Here is a 20,897-nt window from a genome sequence, read left to right on the forward strand (position 1 = left end):
ACCGAAGGGGGCGCGGGGCGGTGACGACAGCGGTGACGGCGGCGGCCGACGACGCGGTCCTCGGCGATCCGTTTCGGCTTCGGCTGCTCGACGGGCTGGCCACTTCGATCGGTGAGCGGGGCTACCGCGCCAGCACCGTCGCCGACATCGTCCGCCACGCCCGCACCTCCAAACGCACGTTCTACGACCAGTTCGCCAGCAAGGAAGACTGCTTCCTGGAGCTGCTGCGCGCCGACATCGAGAGGCTCGGCGAAAGCATCGCCGCGGCAGTCGATCCGGACGCCGACTGGCATCACCAGATTCGTCAGGCCGTCGAGGCCTACGTCGGGCACATCGAGGCCCGCCCGGCCATCACCCTGAGCTGGATTCGTGAGCTCCCCTCGCTGGGGGCCGTGGCCCGCCCGGCCCAGCGCAGCGGGCTGCAGCTGTTGTCCAGCCTGCTGATCGACCTCAGCGCCAGCCCGGGATTCCGGCGTGCGGACCTGCCGCCGTTGACCGCGCCGCTGGCCGTCGTCCTGCTGGGTGGGCTGCGCGAGCTGACCGCGCTGGCCGTCGAGGACGGCAGGCCCGTCCGCGAAATCGTCGAGCCGGCCGTGGACGCGTCCGTAGCCCTGCTGGGTCCGCGACATTAGGCTCATCGCAAACGCCTCGACTGCTTGGAGGATCTCGCGATGCGGCTCTCGACCCGAAATCAGCTCACCGGAACCATCACCGAGGTCGACCTCGGCAGCGTGATGGCGATCGTGAAGGTCAAGCTCGACGGTGGCGACCAGGTCGTCACGTCGTCGGTCACCAAGGACGCCGCATCCGAACTCGGGCTGAAGGTCGGTCAGCCCGCGACCGTGTTCATCAAGTCGACCGAGGTCACCATCGGCGTGGAGTGACCCCGTCCCGCCGCGAGAGTGCTACTACCGACGCCGTCACTCGGGTTATGCGTTGCCAGTTGCACTTTCGCGGCATTAGGTGGGGCTTTCGGTGCGCAGGAAGGCGCGCAGCCGGTCGAGCACTAAGTCGGGCCGCTCCTCGACGATCCAGTGGCCGGCGCCCTCGACCACCTCGACCGCGAAATCGCTGATGCGGTCGGCATATCCGTCCAGGAGATCCAGCGTGAGCACCGGATCCTTGGTGCCGCTGAGCCAGCGGACCGGGACGTCGACGCGGACGTCGTCGTATTCGCCGCGCAGCCAGCGGAACACCTCGGTGCTCAAAAAGGTGCGATACCAGCGGGAGCCGGCCAGCGCGTGCCCCGGCTCGCGCATGCACTCGACGTAGAACCGCACGTCGTCCTCCGGCACCAGGTAATCCCCGCCGATCCACGACGACAGCAGGCGATAGAACCGGGCCTTGGGGTCGCCGACGACCCGCGGGCCGATCACCGGCACGGCGATCGGGATTTGGTACCAGAACCGCCAGATGTTGCGCAGCAGCCTGATGTCGGGCTTGGCCCACGGCGCGGAGGTGTTCATGCCGAAGAACCCGGTGACCTTTTCCGGGTGGCGCAGCAGCATCGTGAACGCCACCGGCCCGCCCCAGTCGTGCGCGGCCAGCTTGACGGTCGCGACCCCCAACCGGTCCAGGACCGCGGCCAGGTCGTCGGCCATGTCGTTTTTGAGGTATCGGGACCGCGGCGCCGAACTCCAGCCAGCGCCGCGCAGGTCGGGGCACAGCACCCGGTAGCCGTCGGCGGCCAGCGGAGTGATCAATTCGTGCCATTCCCACCAGTTTTGGGGAAAGCCGTGCACCAGCATCACCGCCGGCCCGGTCGCCGGCCCCGCGTCGGCGACGTGGATCGTCACGCCGTCCCCGAGTTCGACGTACCTGTGTTCGACACCGTCCAGCGCGGGCATGGCGACCATGCTTTGCAAACGTAGCGGACCGGCGCGTCAGGCCAGGAACCGGTCGACGTACGGGGCGAAGCGCTCGCGCAGGGCGTCGCGGCCCAACCCGAACATCTCGGGCGAAGTCTCGACGTTTCCCAGCCGGCCGCGTTGGTGGCCGGCCAGGTAGCCGGTGACCGCCGCGCGCGCCTCGTCGGTGAACGGTTCGCCGGCCAGCGCGTACACGCGCTCGGCGACGCCGTGTTCGTCGGCCATGAAGTCGTCGAAGCGGACGTCGATCGAGCGTTCGGGCCCGATGGTGTCGCGATCCCGGACCAGGGCGGTCAGCATCGCCTCGAGGCGGTCGATCCAGTACTGCGCGATCCGCTGCACCGGCACGGGCGAGCGGTGCATGCGCGCGGAGTAGGTGATCATCGCGATCATCGACAACGCCACCGGGACCGGGTCGCGGTGGGTGAACACGACGATGCTGCCCGGGAAGACACGATCCAGCACCGGCACCTGCTCGAGATGCTGGGGCGACTTGAGCAGCCAGCGCCGGCCGCCGCGCAGGAACTGCATGGCCCTGAGTTGGCGGGCGAGGTATTCGTAGTGCGGCGTCTGGTCGTGGGCCTGGTAGTAGTCGCGCCAGCGGGGCACGTCGGCCAGCGTCTCGAAGAGCATCGTCGAGAAGTCGTTGGCCAGCAGTTGGATTTCTTCGTGGACGTGGTCGGTGGTCATCTCGTGCATCAGCGGGAAATGCGGCATCACGGTGTTGATCACCCCGACCGCGACGTCCATCCGGGCCCGCCGCGGATCCGGCTCGATCCCGCTCCGGCCGGCTTCAGACGGCAAGGGGAACGGCTCGACGCTTTCCCAGTACGGCATGGTGCGGAAGGTGGGCGCCGCGGCCAGCAGGTTGTGCAGGTGGGTGGTGCCGGTGCGGGGCAGCCCGGCGATCACGATCGGCGGTTGCAGCGCGATGTCGTCGATCTCGGGGTGGCGGGCCAGCAGGTCGGTGAGCAAAAGGCGGTTCTTGAGCAGCTGCAGCAGCTGCCCGTAGAAGTTGACCACTCCGGCGGCGTGCAGCCCGTCGATGTCGCGCAGCGCGGCGAGGTAGACCTCGAGGCGGTCGCGGTAGTCGTCGGGACCGAAATCGGTGAGGCCGGTGTCGGCGCTGGCCCTGGCGCGCAGCGCGTCGGCGTCCAGCGGGCAGTCCGGGGCCAGCGCGGCCATCATGTCCAGGATCTGTTGGGCCCCTTCGCCGAACTGCGGCTGGGCCAGGTCGGTCAGGCGAACGACATCGGTCACGGCGACTTATGTTACTCTGAGTTTCGTAATGGTTGTTGAGTTCGGCCGGCCCCGTGACCCGCGTATCGACGCCGCGGTGCTGCGCGCGACGGTCGACCTGCTCGCCGAGACCGGCTACGCGGGGCTGTTGGTCTCCGCCATCGCCGAGCGGGCCTGCACCAGCAAGCCCGCGATCTACCGGCGCTGGCCCAGCAAGGCGCACCTCGTGCACGAGGCGGTGTTCCCGATCGGCGCGGCCACCGAAATCCCCGACACCGGCTCGCTGCCCGGGGATCTGCGCGAGATGGTACGGCGCACGATGGCGGTTCTCACGACGCCGGCGGCCAGGGCGGCGCTGCCGGGGCTGGTCGGCGAGATGGCGGCGGATCCGACCCTGCATTCGGCGCTGCTGGAGCGGTTCGCCGAGATCATCGCCGGCGGCCTGGCCGGGCGGCTGGAACGCGCCACCGCCAGGGGCGACGTGCGGCCCGACGTGACCGCCGCCGAACTCGCCGAGGCCGTGGCCGGCCTTGCGCTGGTCGCAATGCTCACCCGGGGCGCCACGCTCGGCGAGACCTGGGTCGATCGCACGACGACGTTGCTGCTGAAGGGAATCCGCGCATGACACACGAATCGACGGCCGCGTGGCGAGAGTTGCTCGAGACCCTCGGCGGCCTCGACCGCTCGTTCCTCGACGGCGACCGCGCCGTCACCGACGACCGGCACATCGCCGACGGCTACCGCACCCTGGCCACGACGCTCGGCGTCGCGCTGGACGCCTACCTGTTCCCCGAACCCGGCCGTCCGCAGTTCGTCGCGGTGAACACGCCGTTTCGCCGCGACCGCCGGTGGGGCGGCGACAACACCGATGCGTACTACTACCTGTGCCCGGTCGATCCGGGGCGGCGCTACCGCGTCAGCGGCAATCGCGGTGACAGCGTGTACTTTTCGGTGACCTCCTACAACGAACCCTCGCCCGGCGCCTGGTCGGACCGGGTGGTCGCGATCGTCCGCGACACCGATCTCGACATCGATGCCGAGGGCAACTTCAGCTTCGAATTCCCCCCGACCCCCGACGCCGCCGTGCTGATGACGCGCGACTACCAGGCCGACCCGTTGACCGGCCGGCCGGTTTCGTGGCGCATCGAGGCGCTCGACGTGCCGGAGCCGATCCGCCACGGCGACGCCGAAACCGCCGCGAGCCTGCGGGCGGCCACCACCTGGCTGCGCACCATGTTCGCCATCGTGCCGCTGGCGGTGGGGACCCGAGCCGACGATCAGCATGCGCTCGGCCACGAAACCGCACATGCGGCAAACCAATTCGCCGATCCCTATCAGGTGCCCGACGCCAACTTCGGCTGGTCGGCGCGCGACGCGTGTTACTCCTACGGCAGTTTCGTGCTCGACGACGACGAGGCGCTGGTCATCACCCACCGCCCGCCGGCGTGCCGGTTCTGGAACATGGTGGTGTGGAACCAGTTCATGGCCACCGTGGGCGCGGCCGACGCACGCTGTTCGGTCAATGGCCATAGCGCCGTCCTCAACGGGGACGGCTCGGTGACCATCGTGCTGTCCAACCGGCCGACGGCGCACCCGAATTCGCTGACCACGCTGGGCTATCCGCGGGGCAATCTCGCCTTCCGGTGGTTTTTGCCCGGCGGGCTGCCGGCGCGGCCCGAGGTGAAACTCGTGAAAGTCTCCGAAGCACCAACTGGCGTGCGTTAGCGACTCAGCCGAGGACCATCGCGCCATACCAATGGCAGAGCAGTAACGCGACTTCGATATCGAGCCGGTCGTCACCGATCGGGTGGCCACGGCGCTCGACCGCGCGGTGGACCCGATACTTCACCGAGTTCACATGCAGGTGTAGCTCTTCCGCGGCCGCTTTGTAACTCGAGCCGGAGTGCAGGAACACGCGCAGGGTCTCACGAAGCCGCTCGTCGCCGTCGGTCGGAGCCGCGAGCGGGCCGAGCACCTCCCCCACCCATGAGCGCGCCGCATCCAGGTCGTGGCCCAACAACGCCGCCGTGGTGACGCCGGGATCGCTTGCCGCCGTGACTCGTTGGGCTTTTGCGCCTGATGCAATCGCGACGGTGCGGGCGTCTTGCGCCTGCCGGTGCGAACGGCGGAAACCCTCGACGCCGGGCAGCGGATTGCCCAGAGTGATCCAGGGGCCATCGGTTCGCGCGCCGACGAAGGCGCGGGCCCGCGCGACCGCGTCCACCGCGGCCTCCGCCGCCAGCGGGATCCACGCCCAACCGGTCAGCCGATCCACCGAGATGAACAACGAACTCTCCTGAGCGCCGATCGAGTGAGCCAACTGCAGGACGAACCGCTCCATCAACAGCAGTTCGTCGCCGCCCTCGGGCTGCCGAGACCAAACGACGGCCGCCAAGTGAATCCGTTTGAGCGGGTACGCGATTGCGGTGGTCATCGCATCGACGTCGATGTCGGCGTCGTCCAGAAGCTCGTGAACTTTCACCGTGCGAACGCTATTTTGGTTCGACAGCCAGCGGTCGTGTTCGCTCTGGTAGGTGCTGATCACCTGCTGGGTGATCCAGTCGACGTAGGTGAACAATGCCACGGTGATGTGCTCGTAGACATCCAGGCTCAGTTGCGGATCCAGTTTTGCGGTGCGGGTTTCGCCGAGGGCACGGTCCAGCACGATCTGGTGGCCGAGTCGATAGGCCCGCACCAACGCATTCGCGGACACTCCGCGTTGGGCCAGTCGCCGCGCGTACTCCAGCGCCGTCGTCGGCGGCTCGACGTGCTCGATGGGAATGTTGTGGCGGATCGTCGAGAAGGCCGTGTCGATGTTCTGCTCGATGTTGTCTCGCAGCAGGTCCTGCAGCTGGGAGTCACCCTCGAGCTCCGGGATCTCGTTGACCAACGTGTGCCGCACCGAGTCGGTCAACTCGTCGAGCCGCTCGCCGAGGCGATTCACGATTGACGCCGCGGCGTTGGCGCGGCGCGTTTCCACCATCCCCAGACAATAATCCGCGTCGTTGTCCGCCAAAGACAACAATCCCGCCAGAGTTGGTCCGGCGGCGACGTGGCCGCGCGGCGGCGCGCTGGGTACGTTGCGTGTGCATGTCGACCATCGATGTAGACAGCCACGCGTCAGGAACCGCCGCTCGCCAGGCGCTGCCGGATCCCGGCGAGTCGGTACCAGCGCTGGCGTTGCCCACGCTTGCGATCTTCGCCGCCGCGCTGGCGGCATTCGTGCTGTCCTCGATCGGCTATGCCCGGGGAGTGACTCCGGCCTGGGTCACGATTACCGTCAACGCCGCGGTCACCTTCGCGATGTTCACCGTCGTGCACGACGCGGTGCACTACTCGATCAGCACCGTGCGACGGGTGAACGGACTGATCGGGCGGCTGGCGTGGGTGTTCGTCGTGCCGATCATTTCGTTCCCGTCGTTCAAATTCATCCACATCGAGCACCACCGGCACGCCAACGACGACGACAACGATCCCGACACCTTCGCGTCGCACACCCCCGCATGGCAGGCGCCGTTTCGGTGGGCGTTGGCCGAAGGGTTCTACGGGAACTACCTGATCCGCCGGCTGGGCAGCCGGCCGGCGAGCGAAAACGCCGAGACCCTGGTGATGCTCGGCCTGAGCGCGACGGGGCTGACCCTGGCGATCGTCGGCGGCAAATTGTGGACGCTCGCGGTCGTCTTTCTGATCCCGCAACGCATCGGGATCTTCATCCTGGCATGGTGGTTCGACTGGCTGCCCCATCACGGGCTGGCGGCCACCCAGCGCACCGACCGCTATCGCGCGACCCGGGCCCGCGTCGGGATGGAGTGGCTGTTCACACCGATGATGTTGTCGCAGAACTACCACCTGGTGCACCACCTGCACCCGTCGGTGCCGTTCTACCGCTACGTGCAGACGTGGCAACGCAACGAGGCGGCATACCTCGAGCGGCAGGTCGCGATCGCCACCGTCTTCGGCCGGCAGCTGCACCCGACCGAGTTTCGCGAGTGGAAGGCGCTCAACCGCAAACTCGCGCGGCTGGTGCCGGTTCGGATGCCGGCGAGGTCGATCCCGACGCACGCTGTGTCGCACCCCATCGCGGTCGCGTCGGTCGACCACCTCACCGACGACAGCACCTTGATCGAGTTCGCGGTCCCCGACGAGTTGCGCGGCCAGTTCCGCTTTCGGGCGGGCCAACACGTCACGGTCTGCACCGGCTTCGGCGGCGACAAGGCGCGGCGCAACTACTCGATCTGCGGGCCCGCGACGCAGGAGCAGCTGCGGATCGCGGTCAAACACATTCCCGGTGGCGCGTTTTCGACATTTGTCGCCGAGGACCTCAAGGCCGGCGACGTGCTGGAGCTGATGACCCCCACCGGCCATTTCGGCACGCCGCTGCACCCGGCGCACCGGAAGCACTACGTGGGCCTGGCAGCGGGCAGCGGGATCGCACCGGTGCTGTCGATCCTGACGACCGCTCTGGAGATCGAGGCCGAAAGCCGGTTCACGCTGGTCTACGGCAACCGCACCAAACGGTCGACGATGTTTCGGGCCGAACTCGACCGCCTGCGGTCACGGTTTGTGGATCGCCTGACGATCGTGGACGTGTTGTCCGACGACCCACTGCACACCCCCGAGTTGTGTGGCCGCATCGACGCCGAGAAGCTTCACCGGTGGCTGACGACGAGGCTGCGGCCAGCCCGCGTGGACGAGTGGTTCTTGTGCGGCCCACCCGCGATGAGCACCGAGGCCCGTGACACGCTGATCGCCCACGGGGTCGACCCGGAACGGGTGCACCTGGAGCTGTTTACCGGCTTCGAGAAGGGGACCGCCTCGGGGCTGCTCGAGGCCCGGCGTGATTACCGGCCGGCCGCAGTGACTTTCACGCTGTCCGGACGGGATGCGAAGTTCGATCTCCACCCCGGCGACACCATCCTCGAGGGCGCCTTGCGGGTTCGTGACGACACCCCGTACGCATGCATGGGCGGTGCCTGCGGCACCTGCCGGGCCAAAGTACTCGACGGCACGGTGCGCATGGAGCAGAACCTCGCACTCGGTAGCGCCGAAATAGCCGCCGGATACGTCCTTACCTGCCAAGCCCATCCGACCAGCCCCACGGTGTGGGTCGATTACGACGGCTGACGCGTGCCGCGGCGAATCGCGGCCAGCGCATCGAGACTGCGTCCAGCGCTACTCCACCGGCCCCAAACGCGATCTGTACGCAGACTCGACGCAGGCTTAGGCCGCCGCGATCAGTTCGGGCGCCGGAGTGGCGGCGGGCTCCTTCGACGGCACGCTGAGCTTCACGATCTTGCGCACGACGGTGCCGAACTGCCGCAGCAGGGGTCCCTTGTTGTAGGGGATGCCGTAGCGCCGGCAGATCCGCTGCACCTCGGGCGCGATCTCGGCGTAGCGGCGCGCGGGCATGTCCGGGAACAAGTGGTGTTCGATCTGGTGGGACAGGTTGCCCGACAGCAGGTGAAACAGCTTGCCGCCGGTCAGGTTTGCCGAACCGAGGACCTGGCGGAAGTACCACATGCCCCGCGACTCGTCCCTGGTTTCCTCGACGGTGAATTCCTGGGTCCCGTCCGGGAAGTGGCCGCAGAAGATGATCATGTACGACCACACGTTGCGCATCAGGTTGGCCGACAGGTTCCCGGCAAAGACGAAGGGGGCGAACGGCCCGGCCAGCAGCGGGAACGCGACGTAGTCCTTGAGCGCCTGCCGGCGCGTCTTCTTCCAGATCGCGCGCAGCACCTCGCGCTTGTCGGCGAGCCGGATCTCCCCGGAGCGGATCCGCTCGGTTTCCAGCTCGTGCAGCGCGACGCCGTACTGGAACAACACCATCAGCAAAAAGGCGTAGAGCGGGTTGCCGAGGAAGTACGGCGTCCAGCGCTGGTCCTCGCTCATCCGCAGGATGCCGTAGCCGATGTCGCGGTCCATGCCCACGATGTTGGTGTGGGTGTGGTGCATGTAGTTGTGCGAGTGCCGCCATTGGTCGGCGGGGCAGGCCGTGTCCCACTCGAACGCGCGGCCGGAGATCGCCGGGTCGCGCATCCAGTCGTACTGGCCGTGCATGATGTTGTGACCGATCTCCATGTTGTCCAGGATCTTCGACACGCCCAGCATCAGGGTGCCGAGCGGCCAGGCCGGCGGCAGGAACAGCAGGGCGCGCCCGCCGACCTCCAGCGCCCGCTGGGCCTTGATGACCCGGCGGATGTAGTCGGCGTCGATCTCGCCGAGGTCGGCCATCACGCGTTCCCTGATGGCGTCGAGTTCGCGGCCGAATTCCTCGGCCTGTGTGGGGGTCAGGGTGATCTTGTTGTCTGTCATGGCTCTTGCTCTCCTTCTAGAGGGACAGGTCGACGTCGCCGACCGGGACGGACACGCAGATCTGCACGTCCTCGTCGGGTGTGGTCGAGACGGCGCCGGTGACCAGGTTGCGGACGGTGCCGCAGGTTTTGCGGCGGGTGCAGGTGTGGCAGATGCCCATCCGGCACCCGTTCTGCGGCGTCAGGCCGGCCGCTTCGGCCTGCTCGAGCAGGGAGCGGCCGTCGTCGACGACGTCGATCCCGCTGTCGGAGAAGGTGATTCGTCCGCCCGACGGGTTGGCCGGCGCGTCGAGCACCGGCGGCACGAAGCTCTCGGTGTGCACGTTGTCGCAGTGCTCCCGCACGGTCTCTACCAAAGGCGTTGGCCCGCAGACGAACACCGCGTCGGGTGCGGGCATGGCCGCGGCCAGGTGGCCGGGCCCGAAGCGGCCGCAGAGGTCACCCGCACCCGAACGGGTGAACCCGTGCAGCACCCGCACCCCGCGGATGGCGGCCAGCTCGTCGCGGTAGCACGCCTCCTCGGGTGAACGGGCGTAGTGCAGGAACGCGATCTCGCCCGGGTGGCGCTCGGCGATCAGCGTGCGCAGCATCGCCAGCACGGGCGTGATGCCGCTGCCGCCCGAGACGAACAGAATCCGTCGGGGCCGCGCCGCCGGCAACACGAAGTCGCCGCCGACGCCGTCCAGCCCGACCACCATGCCGCGACGGGCCCGCTCGTACAGGTGGCCCGACACCAGCCCGCCGTCGTGGCGGCCGATCGTCAGCTCGAGGTGGTCGCCGCCCTCTGCGTTGGCCGGCGAGTAGCAGCGGGTGTGCCGGCGGCCGTCGATGTCGACGGTGAGGTTGACGTGCTGACCGGCCGTCACGGTGTAGCGGGAGCGGAATGCCTCGTTGGGGGCGAGCGTCAGGGTGACGCTGCGCGGGGTGGCGCGCCGCACGTCGACGACCTTCGCGCGGGCGTCGCCGGACGTCCAGGTGGGTGCGACGAGCTCGGTGTAGCGGTCGACGCCGTGCGGCCCGGTGAGCAGGTCGACCAGGTTGGAGCCCAGGACCCGCTTGCTCAGTGTCTGAGTCAAAGTCTGAGTGAACATATGTACACCGTGCGTCGGCACACCGCAGGTAGTCAAGGGTTTACTACCGGTTTGTGGTAGGGTTCACACAGTGAACAGCCGTACTCCTAGTTCACGGGCGCATCGGTCGGGCCGGGAGCGCTCGCGCGAGAGCCTGTCGCGCGAGCAGCGCAAGGAGGCAACCCGGCGGGCCATCATCGCCGCCGCGCTCAAGCTGCTGCAGGACCGCAGCTTCGGCGGCTTGAGCCTGCGCGAGGTGACCAGGGAGGTCGGGATCGTCCCCGCGGCCTTCTACCGCCACTTCGAGTCGATGGAGGCCTTGGGGCTGGTATTGATCGACGAGTCGTTCCGCAGCCTGCGCGACACCCTGCGCGAGGCACGCGCCGGCAAGCTCGACCCGAACCGGGTGATCGAGTCGTCGGTCGAGATCTTGGTCGCCAGCGTCGCCGACCGGCGCGAACATTGGCGCCTGATCGCCCGCGAGCGCAACAGCGGGGTCAGCGTGCTGCGCTACGCCATCCGCACCGAGATCCGGCTGATCACCTCCGAGCTGGCCACCGACCTGGCCCGCTTCCCGGGTCTGAGCGCGTGGAGCACCGAGGACCTCAACGTCCTGGCGACGCTGTTCGTCAACGCGATGATCGTCATCGCCGAGGCGATCGAGGACGCGCAGAGCGCCGAGGCGCTCGAGGACATCCGGCGGATCGCGGTCAAGCAGTTGCGGATGATCGCCATCGGCATCGCCGGCTGGCGGAGCGCTCCCTAGGGGGGCTCAGGCCGTTCGCGGAGTGAACAGCCGAACACTGATTACTCGGCTTGCTCGTCTATGACGTCGTACAGCGAGTCCCCGTCTTCGGGGGTGCCGTCGATCTGGCCCCGGTGGGCGCGCCGCGGGCCGCCGTCGTCGGCCTCCCCGGCCGCGCGGGCGGACACGTCCGGCTCCTCCTCGGCCAGCCGAGCGTCGAGGGACTCGCCTTCGCGCGCTTCGCGTGCCGTCATCCCGAACCGGTCGGCCTCGCTCCAGCTGTCGGGCGGGTCGACGACGATGTCGCCGTCGTCGTTGCGCACCTCGTCGGAGTCGGTGCCTTCGCTCGGGTTCAGCGTGTCGCCGGGGCCGTTTTCGATAGACATACGCAACGGTTGCCCCGACGCCCGGCTCTTAAAACCGTTACCGGGGCGCTCGCCACATCGCCCACATCGTCGGGCCGCCGTCGGGCAAGTGCAGCTCGCGCGTGACGGTGAAGCCGAAACGCTCGTAATACGGGACGTTTTCGGGTTTGGACGACTCGAGATACGCCGGACAGTATTCGGCGTCGCAGCGGTCCAACCGCGATCGCATCAACGCCTGGCCGAAGCCCATGCCGCGCACGCCCGGGTCGCTACCGATCACCGCCAGATACCAGTGCGGCTCTTCGGGGTGCGCGCGCTTCATCAGTTCCTGCACGGCGCGTCCGCGCATGGACCGCAGGCCGAAAACCCGCAGGAAGGTCGGGGTCATCGCGAGCTGTCCGCGCCGGCTTTCCCGCCATTGGTTCGGCGGATCCCACAGCGCCGCCGCGCCGATGCCCGCCCCGTCGCAGGCCACTTCCACGCCGCCGCGGCCCAGATGGTGGTGGCGCGTCATCGTGGCGAACAACCGGGAAAGGTGCGCGGTGCGCGCCCGGTCGTCGGGTAGCAGCCAGGTCATCACCGGGTCGTCGTAAAACGCCCTGCCCAGGGTGCGTGACAGCTCGCGGATATCGGCTTTGCGCGACGGGCGCGACCGGGGGGCCACCCCCGTCAGGCTAGTGCCGATCGCGAGCCCGGCGAAGCGGGGCGCTGCGGGGCGGCACTATCGACCTGGTGGGCCGCCCGTTTCGATGCCCCGGCCCCGGGTACCCGCAGGCCATTTCGAGCGACGGGCGCAACGGGAAGGCAAGGCATGGACGCGATCACGTTTCTTCGTCAGGACCACAAGAGCGTCCTGGGCATGCTGGAGACCCTAGACGGGGCGCCGTCGGGCCCGGGCGCCCACAGCAGTGGCCTGGAAACCATGGTTAACAACCTCGTCATCGCCGAGTCTCAGCACGAGGCGATCGAGGAGCAGTATCTTCTGGCCGGCGGTGCGAAAAGCGCTCGAGAACGGTGATGGGCTGGCGGACAAGGCAATCGAGCAGGAGCAGGCCGGCAAGAAACTGCTGCAGCGGCTCGAGGACGGCAAGCCCGGCGAGCCCGGCTACCACGCGGCGCTCGAGGAGTTCGTCAAGGCCGCCCGTGAACACATCGCCTATGAGCAGGAAGTGGTCTGGCCGCAGGTCGAGGCGGGGATCAGCCGCGAGGAGCTGGAGAAGATCGGCGAGAAGTTGGAAGCCGGAAAGAAACTGGCGCCGACGCGGCCGCATCCGGACACACCACCCAACGCGACCGTGCTCAAGACCGTGGGAATGGGCGCCGCGGTCGTCGACCATGTGCGCGACGCAGTGACCGGTCGCGACAAGGACAACCCGCCGGATCCGCAAACGCGCTGACCCTGCCGCGTTCCAATTAGCCTGTGGGCGTGTGTTGTTCGTGAGTGAACGGCTTCTCGGCCGCGACGGCCGGTGAGCCACCCGGATTCTCCTCCGCGCCCTTGTTCTGGCGGGTGGCGGCCTGCAGCCACTGCTGTTCCGGCTTCTCCACGTACTCCCATTCCATGCCCTCGGGCCACGGCCCCTGCCCCTGGTTCCACGGACCGCGAACCGATTCCCCGCCGTTGGACATGTTGAACGCCACGTTCTGGAAGCGCGGGTCGCCCGGCAACTGCCCAGGCGGGAAGTTCACCGGGAGCTCGTTGAGCGCTGCGGTGAACTGCTGGTAGTGCGCCACCTCGCGCGTCATCAAGAAGGTCAGGGTGTCCTGTACACCGGGATCATCGGTGAACTGTTTGAGGTACTCGTAGACGATCTTCGCCCGCGATTCGGCGGCCAGGTTGCTGCGCAGATCCACCGCGGGATCGCCGTTGGCATTGACATAGGAGCCCATCCACGGCACGCCCTGCGAGTTGCTGACGTCCGGGCTGCCCCCGTTCAGCGCGAGATACAGCGGGTTCACCGCAACTTGATGGATCAACTGGTCGCGGCCGTCGGCACTGGCGACCGCGGGCATCCAGTCGCACGCCTCGTTGGCGATCTTCAGGTTGTCGTTGAGTCCGTCGAGCAACATGGTGATCATCGACCCCACCATTTCCAGGTGGCTGAGTTCCTCGGTCGCGATATCCATGAACAGGTCGTACATCTTGGGGTTCTTTTCGCGCAGCACGAATGCCTGGGTGAAGTACTGCATGGCGGCCTTGAGCTCGCCGTTGGCGCCGCCGAACTGCTCCTGCAGCAGGGTGGCGAACCGGGCGTCGGGCTGGCTGACCCGGACCTCGAATTGAAGGTCTTTGTTGTGTACGAACATTGATGCCGTCCTAGCGCGTCGAGTTAGTCCTGATCGGCGGCGGGTACCCGAGGGGGATGTGACCAAACCTGGCGACGCCCGTCGCCGGGAGGAGGCCAAACCCATGGAATTGTCAGACCCCGGTATCCAGCACGAACTCGCCGTGCGGATGGCCGAGCTCGCCCGCGAGATCGCCGCCCCCCGTAGCCTCGACCGGCTGCTTGCCGATGTGACGGCCACCGCGGTGGAACTGATACCCGGCGCGGATGTCGCGGGAGTGCTGCTCGTGAAAAAGGGCGGCGATTTCGAATCCGTCGCCGACACCGACAGCCTGGTCGGCAAGCTCGACAGGCTGCAGCACGACTTCGGCGAAGGGCCTTGCGCCGACGCCGCTTTGACGAAGGACACGATCGTGCGCTCGGACGACATGCGCACCGAGGCGCGGTGGCGTAAATACTCCCCGGCGGCCGTGCAGCACGGCGTGCTGGGCAGCCTGTCATTCAAGCTGTACACCGCGGAGCAGACGGCAGGCGCGCTGAACCTGTTCAGCTTCCGCGCCGGTGCGTGGGATACCGAAGCCGAGACCATCGGGACCGTGTTCGCCGCACACGCCGCCGCGGCGGTCATGGCCGGACGACACGGCGAACAGATGCAGTCGGCGCTGTCCTCGCGGGACCGCATCGGTCAGGCCAAGGGCATCGTCATGGAGCGCTACGGCGTCGACGAGGTGCGCGCGTTCGAGTTGCTGCGCCGGCTGTCCCAGGAGAGCCAGAGCAAGCTGATCGACATCGCCCAGCAGGTCATCGACACCCGCGCCCAAGCCTGACCCGCACTGCGAATACCGGCCTGTGGCACTGCCTTACGTGATGTAGCGAACGATGCTCTCCGCCACACACGCCGGCTTGGGCGAACCGTCGATCTCGACGGTGGTCGACACGGTCGCCTGCACCGCGCCGTCGCCCACGTCGTCGACACTGACCAACGAGCTCTGGGCGCGCACCCGGGAGCCGACGGGTACCGGGGCGGGAAAGCGAACCTTGTTGAGCCCGTAGTTGATTGCGAGCCTGATGCCCTTGACCGTGTACATGTCGTGCTGCAGCCGCGGCAGCAGCGCCAACGTCATGTACCCGTGGGCGATGGTCGTGCCGAACGGGCCGGCGGCCGCACGCTCGGGGTCGACGTGAATCCACTGGTGGTCCCCGGTCGCGTCGGCGAAAAGGTTGACGTCTTCCTGGGTGATGGTCACCCAGTCGCTCTGCCCGATGGTCTCGCCCGCGGCCGCGGCGAGCTCGGCTACTGATTCGAAGGTGCGCATTCGGGTAACGATAGCGGGCGTTTGTCGGGGGCTCCGGGCTGGTTTGGCAACGACCGTCGCGGGAACCCCCCACTGCATGCCTGAACCCAAGGGCCACAAGGCCGAACCCGACGTCGAACCCGATGTGCACCAGACGCGGTCACGCGCCTCGGAGGGAGACGATGACGGTACCTATGTCGGCGCTACCGGGCCCGACGACGCCATCGACGCCGGCGAAACGGGCGCCGAGGCGCGCAGTGAACGCGGCTAGCGTCGCCCGGTTAGCCGAGTGCGCCGATGGCGGCCCGCAGCTTCGCGCTGGCCTCATCGGCGACGTCCTGCAGACCCGCTTGCTCGCCGGTCACCTTGACCATGAGTTGGGGATCCATCGCCTCGATCAGAACCGCATCGGCGCCGCCGGCGGGATCGGAACGAACCACCACGTTGCATGGCAATAACTGACCGATCTGGCGGTGGATGCCCAGCGCGCGGTGCGCGAGCGTCGGATTGCAGGCACCAAGGATGAGATAGTTCTCCATATCCTCGCCGAGCTTCTGCTTGAGTGTAGCTTTCACGTCGATCGAGGTCAGCACGCCAAAGCCCTGATCCGCCAGTGCTTTTGTGGTTTGCTCCACGGCATCCTCGAATGAGGTGTGCAGCGTGGTGCTCAACGCCGATGTCGCCGATGTCATGTTTCCTCCTCTTTTCAGCGCCGTACTAGGCCGCGGTGCGCGGTCGTTGCAGCTGTGCGAACTGCGGAGTTGCGGCCAAAGTCGCGACCGCATCGAACAGAGCGGGCCCGTCCTCCGCGGCCGGCAACGCGGTGAGCACCGGCCCGAAGAAGGTGTGTTGGCCTATCCGCAGTATCGGACTACCCCCGGTTTCACCGAGCGCGGACTGCCCCGCCTCGTGCTGGTTCCGGATGAAGTCGTCCAGGGATGCGTCCGAAACCGCCGCCGCCGCGGCGCCACGCACCCCCGCGGTCACCAGGACGTGCGCGACGAGGTCGGCGCTGACGGGTTCCGAACGGTCGAAGTATCGCTCGCCGAAGGCGAAGTACGCGGCGATCCATCCGGCTTCGCCGGACTCGCGCGCGACGGCGGCCATCAGCCGGCCGATCTGTTGCGAATCGCGCATCCGGGCTTGCTGCGCGGGTGGCAGTTCTCGCCCCTCGTTGAGGACCGCGAGGCTCATCAGCTGCCAATCGAGCGCCATGTCGGTCGTCTCGGCGACCCCGCGCAGCCAACGTGCGGTATTCCACGAGAACGGACACACGGGGTCCAGCCACAGCGTGACCGCCCGTCCGGTCCGACCGGTCTCGATGGGGGACATCTGGCCCTCCCCTTCCTCGGCAGCCGGGCCAATCAGGCCAGGCTCAAAAACAGTTTTTCCAGCTCATCGATGGAAACGGCTGGCTGATCCTCGGTTCGCGTGATGCAGTCACGCAGGCCGGATGCGATGATCTTGAAGCCCGCACGATCCAGGGCCTTCGACACCGCAGCCAGCTGGGTGAGCACGTCTTTGCAGCTGCGACCCTGCTCGATCATCGAGATGACACCCCCGAGCTGACCGTGCGCCCGCCGCAATCGGGTGAGGACACCCTCGACGTCTCCCGGGTCGTGCCCGACACCCTGGGCCTTGCGCGCTCTGCTGCCGTTACCTTCGATCGCCATGACTTCTTTATACCATACCCCGTTGGGTATACACTCGTGGTCGCGAGTCCTCGTCGACTCGATCGCCGGGCCACGAAGGGAGTCCCAGTCCCATGTTCGCGCTCCTCAAGAAGGCCTGGGTACCGCTCGTCGTCGTGGTAGCGGTCGCGCTCGGAGGTCAGGGGGTCATGCGACTGCGCGGTGTGTTCGGATCTGACGAGATCTTTTCCGCCACCGCGGCCAGCGCGGCACCCCTGGAGGCTTCGCACGTGAAGCGGATCACGTACGAGGTCTACGGGCCCGCATACACGGCGGGCGGCGTCAGCTATCTGGATAAGAACGCGCAGCCGCGTCAGGCGAACTTCGCCGGCCTGCCGTGGACCTTGACGGTCGCCACGACGGCGCCGGCCGTGCTGGCCAGCGTTGTCGCACAAGGCAATAGCACCAACATCGGGTGCCGAATCTCGGTCGACAGGCACGTCGAGAACGAAAGCGTTTCGACCGGGCACCACGCCCAGGCTTCCTGTCTGGTGAAGGCCGCATGAACGTCGACAACGCCCCACGGAGCGACGCCCGTCCGAAGTTCGTGCGATTTGTCCGCACGTTCGCCGTACCGATCCTGGTGGCATGGCTGCTGTTGACCGTCGCCCTGAATGTGCTTGTGCCACCGATTGAATCAGTCGCACGGAACCACGCGGTGACCATGTCGCCACAGGATGCGCCGGCGATGATCGCCGCCAAACGCATCGGCCAGACCTTTCACGAGTCGGACTCCGACAGCATCGCGATGATCGTCTTGGAGAGCGATCGCCCGCTAGGGGATGACGCACACCGCTACTACGGCGCCCTGGTGAAAAAGCTGCGGGCCGATCCCAAGCACGTTCAGCACGTCCAGGACGTCTGGGGAGACCCCCTCACCGCCGCCGGCGTCCAGAGCCGAGACGGCAAAGCCGCCTACGTCCAACTCAATCTGGCCGGCAATCAGGGCAGCACGCTGGGCAATGAATCCATCGATGCCGTGCGCGCGATTGTCGATAGGTCCGCACCGCCCCAAGGCCTGCAAACCTATGTCACCGGTCCCGCTGCCCTGACAACCGATATGAACGAAGCCGCCGACAAGAGCATGTTCAAGATGATGGGCGTGACCGGCGTGGTCATCATGGTCATGCTCTTCATCGCCTACCGTTCCGTCAGCACCGTCCTGCTGGTGCTCGTTATGGTCGGATTCGAGATGGGCACGGCCCGAGGGCTCGTCGCACTGCTCGGGAACAACGGCTTGTTGGGGTTCAGCACGTTCGTCGTCGCCATGTTGTCGTCGCTGGCGATCGCGGCGGGAACCGATTACGCGATCTTCCTCGTCGGCCGATATCAAGAGGCTCGCCAGGCCGGCCAGGATCGTGAAGCCGCCTATTACACGATGTTTCGCGGGACGTCACACATCATCTTGGGATCCGGCCTGACAATAGCCGGGGCGACCTTCTGCCTTCACCTGGCGCGCCTGTCGTACTTCAAGGCGTTGGGCATTCCGTCCGCGCTGGGATTGCTCGTCGTGGTGGCCGGGGCGATGACGGCGGCGCCTGCCGTCGTTGCCGTGGCCAGTCGCTTCGGCCTCCTCGATCCCAAACGCGCCGCCAAAGTCCACGGCTGGAGACGCGTCGGCACCGCCACCGTCCGCTGGCCCGGTGCGGTGTTCGCCACCTCGCTCGCCATCGCCATCGTCGGCATCCTCATCATGCCGAGCATGAAAATCAGCTACAACGATCGCTCCTACATACCGCGTCATCTGCCATCGAACGTCGGATACGCAGCCGCAGACCGTCATTTCAGCGCCGCCACAATGAATCCCGACATCCTCATGATCGAGAGCGACCACGACATGCGCAACAGCGGCGACATGATCATCCTCGACCGGCTCGCCAAGGATGTCTTCCGATCACCGGGAATCGCGATGGTGCAGAGCATCACGCGGCCATTGGGCGGCCCGATCGAGCACACGTCGATACCGTTCCAGATCAGCGCCCAATCGATTCCGATCCAGCAGAACCTGCAGTTCATGCGAGACCGGACGGCCGACATGCTCAAGATGAGCGACGACCTCGGCGCCATGATCGGCTCGATGGAACGCATGCAGGGCCTGCTGGGCCAAATGAGCGGCACCACCCATCGCATGGTCGGTGACATGCACGACACGCAGGCCACGCTGAACGAGATGCGCGACCACCTGGCGGATTTCGACGACTTCGCCCGGCCGATGCGTGGCTATTTGCATTGGGAACCACACTGTTTCAACATCCCGGTGTGCTGGGCGACCCGGTCGGTGTTCGAGGCGATCGACGGCGTCGACAAGTTCAGCGAGAACATGAGCACGCTGATCAACGACCTCGACAAGGTCGACGTTCTTTTGCCCCAAATGCTGGCTGAGTTTCCGCCGATCATCGCCGTCGCCAAGTCGATGCAAGGGACGCTGCTCACCATGCACAGCAGCTTTTCGGGTCTTGTCACACAAATGGGTCAGATGACCGACACGGCAAGCGCGATGGGCCAGGCCTTCGACGCCTCCCGTGGCGGGGACTACTTCTACCTGCCGCCGGAGGCGTTCCAGAATCCGGACTTCCAGCGCGGCCTGAAGCTTTTCCTTTCCCCGGACGGCAAGGCCGCACGCTTCATCATCACCCACGACAAGGACCCCGCGACCCCGGCGGGCATATCCGCGGTGAAGCCGGAACTGGCCGCCGCCCAGCAAGCCGTGAAAGGAACCAATTTGACCGGCGCCAAGTTCTATCTCGCCGGCACCGCGGCGATCTACCGCGACATCCAGGCCGGATCGCAATACGACCTGCTGATCGTGGGATTGGCGGCGCTGACACTGATCTTTGTCGTCATGCTGATCATCACCCGGGCGCTGATTGCATCTCTTGCGATCGTCGGCACGGTCCTGCTGTCCCTGGGTGCCGCGTTCGGTCTGTCAGTGCTCTTCTGGCAGCACATCTTTGGCCTCGAGCTGAACTGGATCGCCCCGGTTTTCGGGTTGATCATCCTGCTCGCCGTCGGGTCCGACTACAACCTGTTGCTGGTGTCGCGGTTCCAGGAGGAGGTCGGCGCCGGATTGAAAACTGGCATCATCCGCTCCATGGGGAGCACTGGCGGAGTCGTCACCGCGGCGGGCCTGGTCTTCGCGTTCACCATGATGTCCATGGTCGCCAGCGACCTGCGGTCCATCGGTCAGGCCGGCAGCACCATCGGCCTCGGCCTGCTCTTCGACACGCTGATCGTGCGCTCCCTGATGACACCGTCCATCGCGGCGCTGCTCGGGCGCTGGTTCTGGTGGCCGAGCATCGTCCGCACCCGTCCCGCCAGCCATATGCTCCGCCCCTTCGGAACGCGACGCCTGGTACGTCCCCTGCTCCCGGGTGAGGACGCGGCTGAGCGGGGGCAGCGGATCCCAACGTAGGGATCGAAACTGCATACAGCGCTTCCCAAAGCCGAGAAAACGCGCGCTGTGCGCAGTCTCGGCGCGGCTGACGCCGGGCGCTTGAAGCAAAATGGCGGCGTGAGGCTGCTGCTGATTGCCGACACCCACGTCCCGCGGCGCGCCCGCGACCTGCCCGCGCGAGTATGGGACGAGGTCGCCACGGCGGACGTCGTCGTGCACGCGGGCGATTGGGTGGCCACCGAATTGCTCGACGAGCTGGAATCCAGGGCCGCCCGGCTGGTGGCCTGCTGGGGCAACAATGACGGTCCCGCGTTGCGCGCGCGGCTGCCCGAACGGGCCGACGCGGTGCTGGACGGGCTGCGCCTGACCGTGGTCCACGAGACGGGCGCGACGGCCGGCCGGGAGGCACGCATGTCCCGGCTCTATCCCGCCAGCGACGTGCTGGTCTTCGGCCACAGCCACATCCCCTGGGACACGACGACGGACACCGGTCTGCGCCTGCTCAACCCCGGCTCGCCGACCGATCGCCGCCGCCAACCGTTCTGCAGCTACATGACCGCGCGCGTCGCGGACGGCGCGCTGACGGGCGTGGTCCTGCACCGTCTGGATAAGTCCGGATAAGTAGCCGGCG

Annotated in this window: 23 protein-coding genes and 1 pseudogene; 12 read left to right on the plus strand and 12 right to left on the minus strand. The window is 67.2% G+C overall.

Features of this window, described 5'->3' with window-relative positions; all coding sequences use genetic code 11:
- Positions 1-20 precede the first annotated feature (20 nt).
- Complete coding sequence (locus tag AC5Y43_RS14645) at positions 21-632, plus strand: TetR/AcrR family transcriptional regulator (protein WP_499973566.1); 612 nt, start codon at positions 21-23, stop codon at positions 630-632.
- Positions 633-671: 39 nt separating this feature from the next.
- Positions 672-884 (plus strand): TOBE domain-containing protein, encoded by a 213-nt coding sequence (locus AC5Y43_RS14650; RefSeq protein ID WP_499973567.1) that lies wholly within the window; start codon positions 672-674, stop codon positions 882-884.
- A gap of 75 nt (positions 885-959) precedes the next feature.
- Here AC5Y43_RS14650 and AC5Y43_RS14655 read toward each other — a convergent pair whose 3' ends face one another.
- Entirely contained in the window at positions 960-1,856 is an 897-nt protein-coding gene (locus AC5Y43_RS14655; protein ID WP_499973568.1) for an alpha/beta fold hydrolase, read from the minus strand.
- Between the two features lie 27 nt (positions 1,857-1,883).
- A complete protein-coding gene (locus AC5Y43_RS14660; RefSeq protein WP_499973570.1) occupies positions 1,884-3,128 on the minus strand; it encodes a sulfotransferase family protein in 1,245 nt (414 codons plus the stop codon).
- Between the two features lie 28 nt (positions 3,129-3,156).
- Here AC5Y43_RS14660 and AC5Y43_RS14665 point away from each other — a divergent pair, with 28 nt between their 5' ends.
- Both AC5Y43_RS14665 and AC5Y43_RS14670 read left to right on the plus strand, forming a co-directional pair.
- Complete coding sequence (locus AC5Y43_RS14665) at positions 3,157-3,732, plus strand: TetR/AcrR family transcriptional regulator (protein WP_499973571.1); 576 nt, start codon at positions 3,157-3,159, stop codon at positions 3,730-3,732.
- Positions 3,729-4,832 (plus strand): DUF1214 domain-containing protein, encoded by a 1,104-nt coding sequence (locus AC5Y43_RS14670; RefSeq protein WP_499973572.1) that lies wholly within the window; start codon positions 3,729-3,731, stop codon positions 4,830-4,832. The genes AC5Y43_RS14665 and AC5Y43_RS14670 overlap by 4 nt, the downstream gene beginning before the upstream one ends.
- Before the next feature lie 4 nt (positions 4,833-4,836).
- Here the strand turns inward: AC5Y43_RS14670 and AC5Y43_RS14675 are convergent, their stop codons facing one another.
- A complete protein-coding gene (locus AC5Y43_RS14675; RefSeq protein ID WP_499973573.1) occupies positions 4,837-6,090 on the minus strand; it encodes a PucR family transcriptional regulator in 1,254 nt (417 codons plus the stop codon).
- Between the two features lie 107 nt (positions 6,091-6,197).
- Between AC5Y43_RS14675 and AC5Y43_RS14680 the strand changes: the two genes are divergently transcribed.
- Positions 6,198-8,231 carry a fatty acid desaturase gene (locus tag AC5Y43_RS14680; RefSeq protein WP_499973575.1) on the plus strand — a complete coding sequence of 678 codons (2,034 nt, stop codon included), beginning with the start codon at positions 6,198-6,200 and terminating at the stop codon, positions 8,229-8,231.
- A 96-nt stretch (positions 8,232-8,327) separates the two neighbouring features.
- On the opposite strand, the gene AC5Y43_RS14685 is transcribed toward AC5Y43_RS14680, so the two are convergent.
- Together AC5Y43_RS14685 and AC5Y43_RS14690 are read right to left on the minus strand one after the other, a co-directional pair.
- Positions 8,328-9,422, minus strand: a complete 1,095-nt coding sequence (locus AC5Y43_RS14685; RefSeq protein ID WP_499973576.1) for a fatty acid desaturase family protein — start codon at positions 9,420-9,422, stop codon at positions 8,328-8,330.
- A 16-nt stretch (positions 9,423-9,438) separates the two neighbouring features.
- On the minus strand, positions 9,439-10,512 hold the full coding sequence (locus AC5Y43_RS14690) for a ferredoxin reductase (RefSeq protein ID WP_499973577.1): 1,074 nt from the start codon (positions 10,510-10,512) through the stop codon (positions 9,439-9,441).
- Between the two features lie 70 nt (positions 10,513-10,582).
- On the opposite strand from AC5Y43_RS14690, the gene AC5Y43_RS14695 reads away from it, so the two are divergent.
- Positions 10,583-11,257 carry a TetR family transcriptional regulator gene (locus tag AC5Y43_RS14695; RefSeq protein WP_499973579.1) on the plus strand — a complete coding sequence of 225 codons (675 nt, stop codon included), beginning with the start codon at positions 10,583-10,585 and terminating at the stop codon, positions 11,255-11,257.
- A 41-nt stretch (positions 11,258-11,298) separates the two neighbouring features.
- Here the strand turns inward: AC5Y43_RS14695 and AC5Y43_RS14700 are convergent, their stop codons facing one another.
- A complete protein-coding gene (locus AC5Y43_RS14700) occupies positions 11,299-11,622 on the minus strand; it encodes a hypothetical protein (RefSeq protein ID WP_499973580.1) in 324 nt (107 codons plus the stop codon).
- Between the two features lie 37 nt (positions 11,623-11,659).
- Entirely contained in the window at positions 11,660-12,265 is a 606-nt protein-coding gene (locus AC5Y43_RS14705) for a GNAT family N-acetyltransferase (protein WP_499973581.1), read from the minus strand.
- A 147-nt stretch (positions 12,266-12,412) separates the two neighbouring features.
- On the opposite strand from AC5Y43_RS14705, the pseudogene AC5Y43_RS14710 reads away from it, so the two are divergent.
- A pseudogene (locus AC5Y43_RS14710) lies at positions 12,413-12,998 on the plus strand (hemerythrin domain-containing protein).
- 16 nt (positions 12,999-13,014) lie between these two features.
- Here AC5Y43_RS14710 and AC5Y43_RS14715 read toward each other — a convergent pair.
- Positions 13,015-13,908, minus strand: a complete 894-nt coding sequence (locus tag AC5Y43_RS14715) for a manganese catalase family protein (protein WP_499973582.1) — start codon at positions 13,906-13,908, stop codon at positions 13,015-13,017.
- Between the two features lie 103 nt (positions 13,909-14,011).
- Between AC5Y43_RS14715 and AC5Y43_RS14720 the strand changes: the two genes are divergently transcribed.
- Positions 14,012-14,713, plus strand: coding sequence for a GAF and ANTAR domain-containing protein (locus AC5Y43_RS14720; protein WP_499973584.1), 702 nt, complete (start codon positions 14,012-14,014; stop codon positions 14,711-14,713).
- A gap of 33 nt (positions 14,714-14,746) precedes the next feature.
- On the opposite strand, the gene AC5Y43_RS14725 is transcribed toward AC5Y43_RS14720, so the two are convergent.
- Complete coding sequence (locus AC5Y43_RS14725; RefSeq protein ID WP_499973585.1) at positions 14,747-15,202, minus strand: MaoC family dehydratase; 456 nt, start codon at positions 15,200-15,202, stop codon at positions 14,747-14,749.
- 76 nt (positions 15,203-15,278) lie between these two features.
- Between AC5Y43_RS14725 and AC5Y43_RS14730 the strand changes: the two genes are divergently transcribed.
- A complete protein-coding gene (locus AC5Y43_RS14730; protein ID WP_499973586.1) occupies positions 15,279-15,452 on the plus strand; it encodes a hypothetical protein in 174 nt (57 codons plus the stop codon).
- Between the two features lie 10 nt (positions 15,453-15,462).
- On the opposite strand, the gene AC5Y43_RS14735 is transcribed toward AC5Y43_RS14730, so the two are convergent.
- From AC5Y43_RS14735 to AC5Y43_RS14745, 3 genes are read right to left on the minus strand one after another with little or no spacing between them, the layout of a single operon-like run.
- Positions 15,463-15,873, minus strand: coding sequence for a DUF302 domain-containing protein (locus AC5Y43_RS14735; protein WP_499973587.1), 411 nt, complete (start codon positions 15,871-15,873; stop codon positions 15,463-15,465).
- Between the two features lie 25 nt (positions 15,874-15,898).
- Positions 15,899-16,513 carry a mycothiol-dependent nitroreductase Rv2466c family protein gene (locus AC5Y43_RS14740; RefSeq protein ID WP_499973589.1) on the minus strand — a complete coding sequence of 205 codons (615 nt, stop codon included), beginning with the start codon at positions 16,511-16,513 and terminating at the stop codon, positions 15,899-15,901.
- Between the two features lie 32 nt (positions 16,514-16,545).
- The gene (locus AC5Y43_RS14745; RefSeq protein WP_499973590.1) at positions 16,546-16,854 is read right to left on the minus strand and encodes a metal-sensitive transcriptional regulator; all 309 of its coding nucleotides are present in this window, start codon (positions 16,852-16,854) and stop codon (positions 16,546-16,548) included.
- A 92-nt stretch (positions 16,855-16,946) separates the two neighbouring features.
- Here AC5Y43_RS14745 and AC5Y43_RS14750 point away from each other — a divergent pair, with 92 nt between their 5' ends.
- The 3 genes from AC5Y43_RS14750 (at position 16,947) to AC5Y43_RS14760 (ending at position 20,887) form a co-directional block, all read left to right on the plus strand.
- Complete coding sequence (locus tag AC5Y43_RS14750) at positions 16,947-17,378, plus strand: MmpS family transport accessory protein (protein ID WP_499973592.1); 432 nt, start codon at positions 16,947-16,949, stop codon at positions 17,376-17,378.
- The gene (locus tag AC5Y43_RS14755) at positions 17,375-20,284 is read left to right on the plus strand and encodes an MMPL/RND family transporter (protein ID WP_499973593.1); all 2,910 of its coding nucleotides are present in this window, start codon (positions 17,375-17,377) and stop codon (positions 20,282-20,284) included. Before AC5Y43_RS14750 ends, AC5Y43_RS14755 begins: the two co-directional genes overlap by 4 nt.
- A gap of 99 nt (positions 20,285-20,383) precedes the next feature.
- Complete coding sequence (locus AC5Y43_RS14760) at positions 20,384-20,887, plus strand: metallophosphoesterase family protein (protein WP_499973595.1); 504 nt, start codon at positions 20,384-20,386, stop codon at positions 20,885-20,887.
- Positions 20,888-20,897 lie beyond the last annotated feature (10 nt).

Source organism: Mycobacterium sp. NGS57, assembly GCF_059812405.1.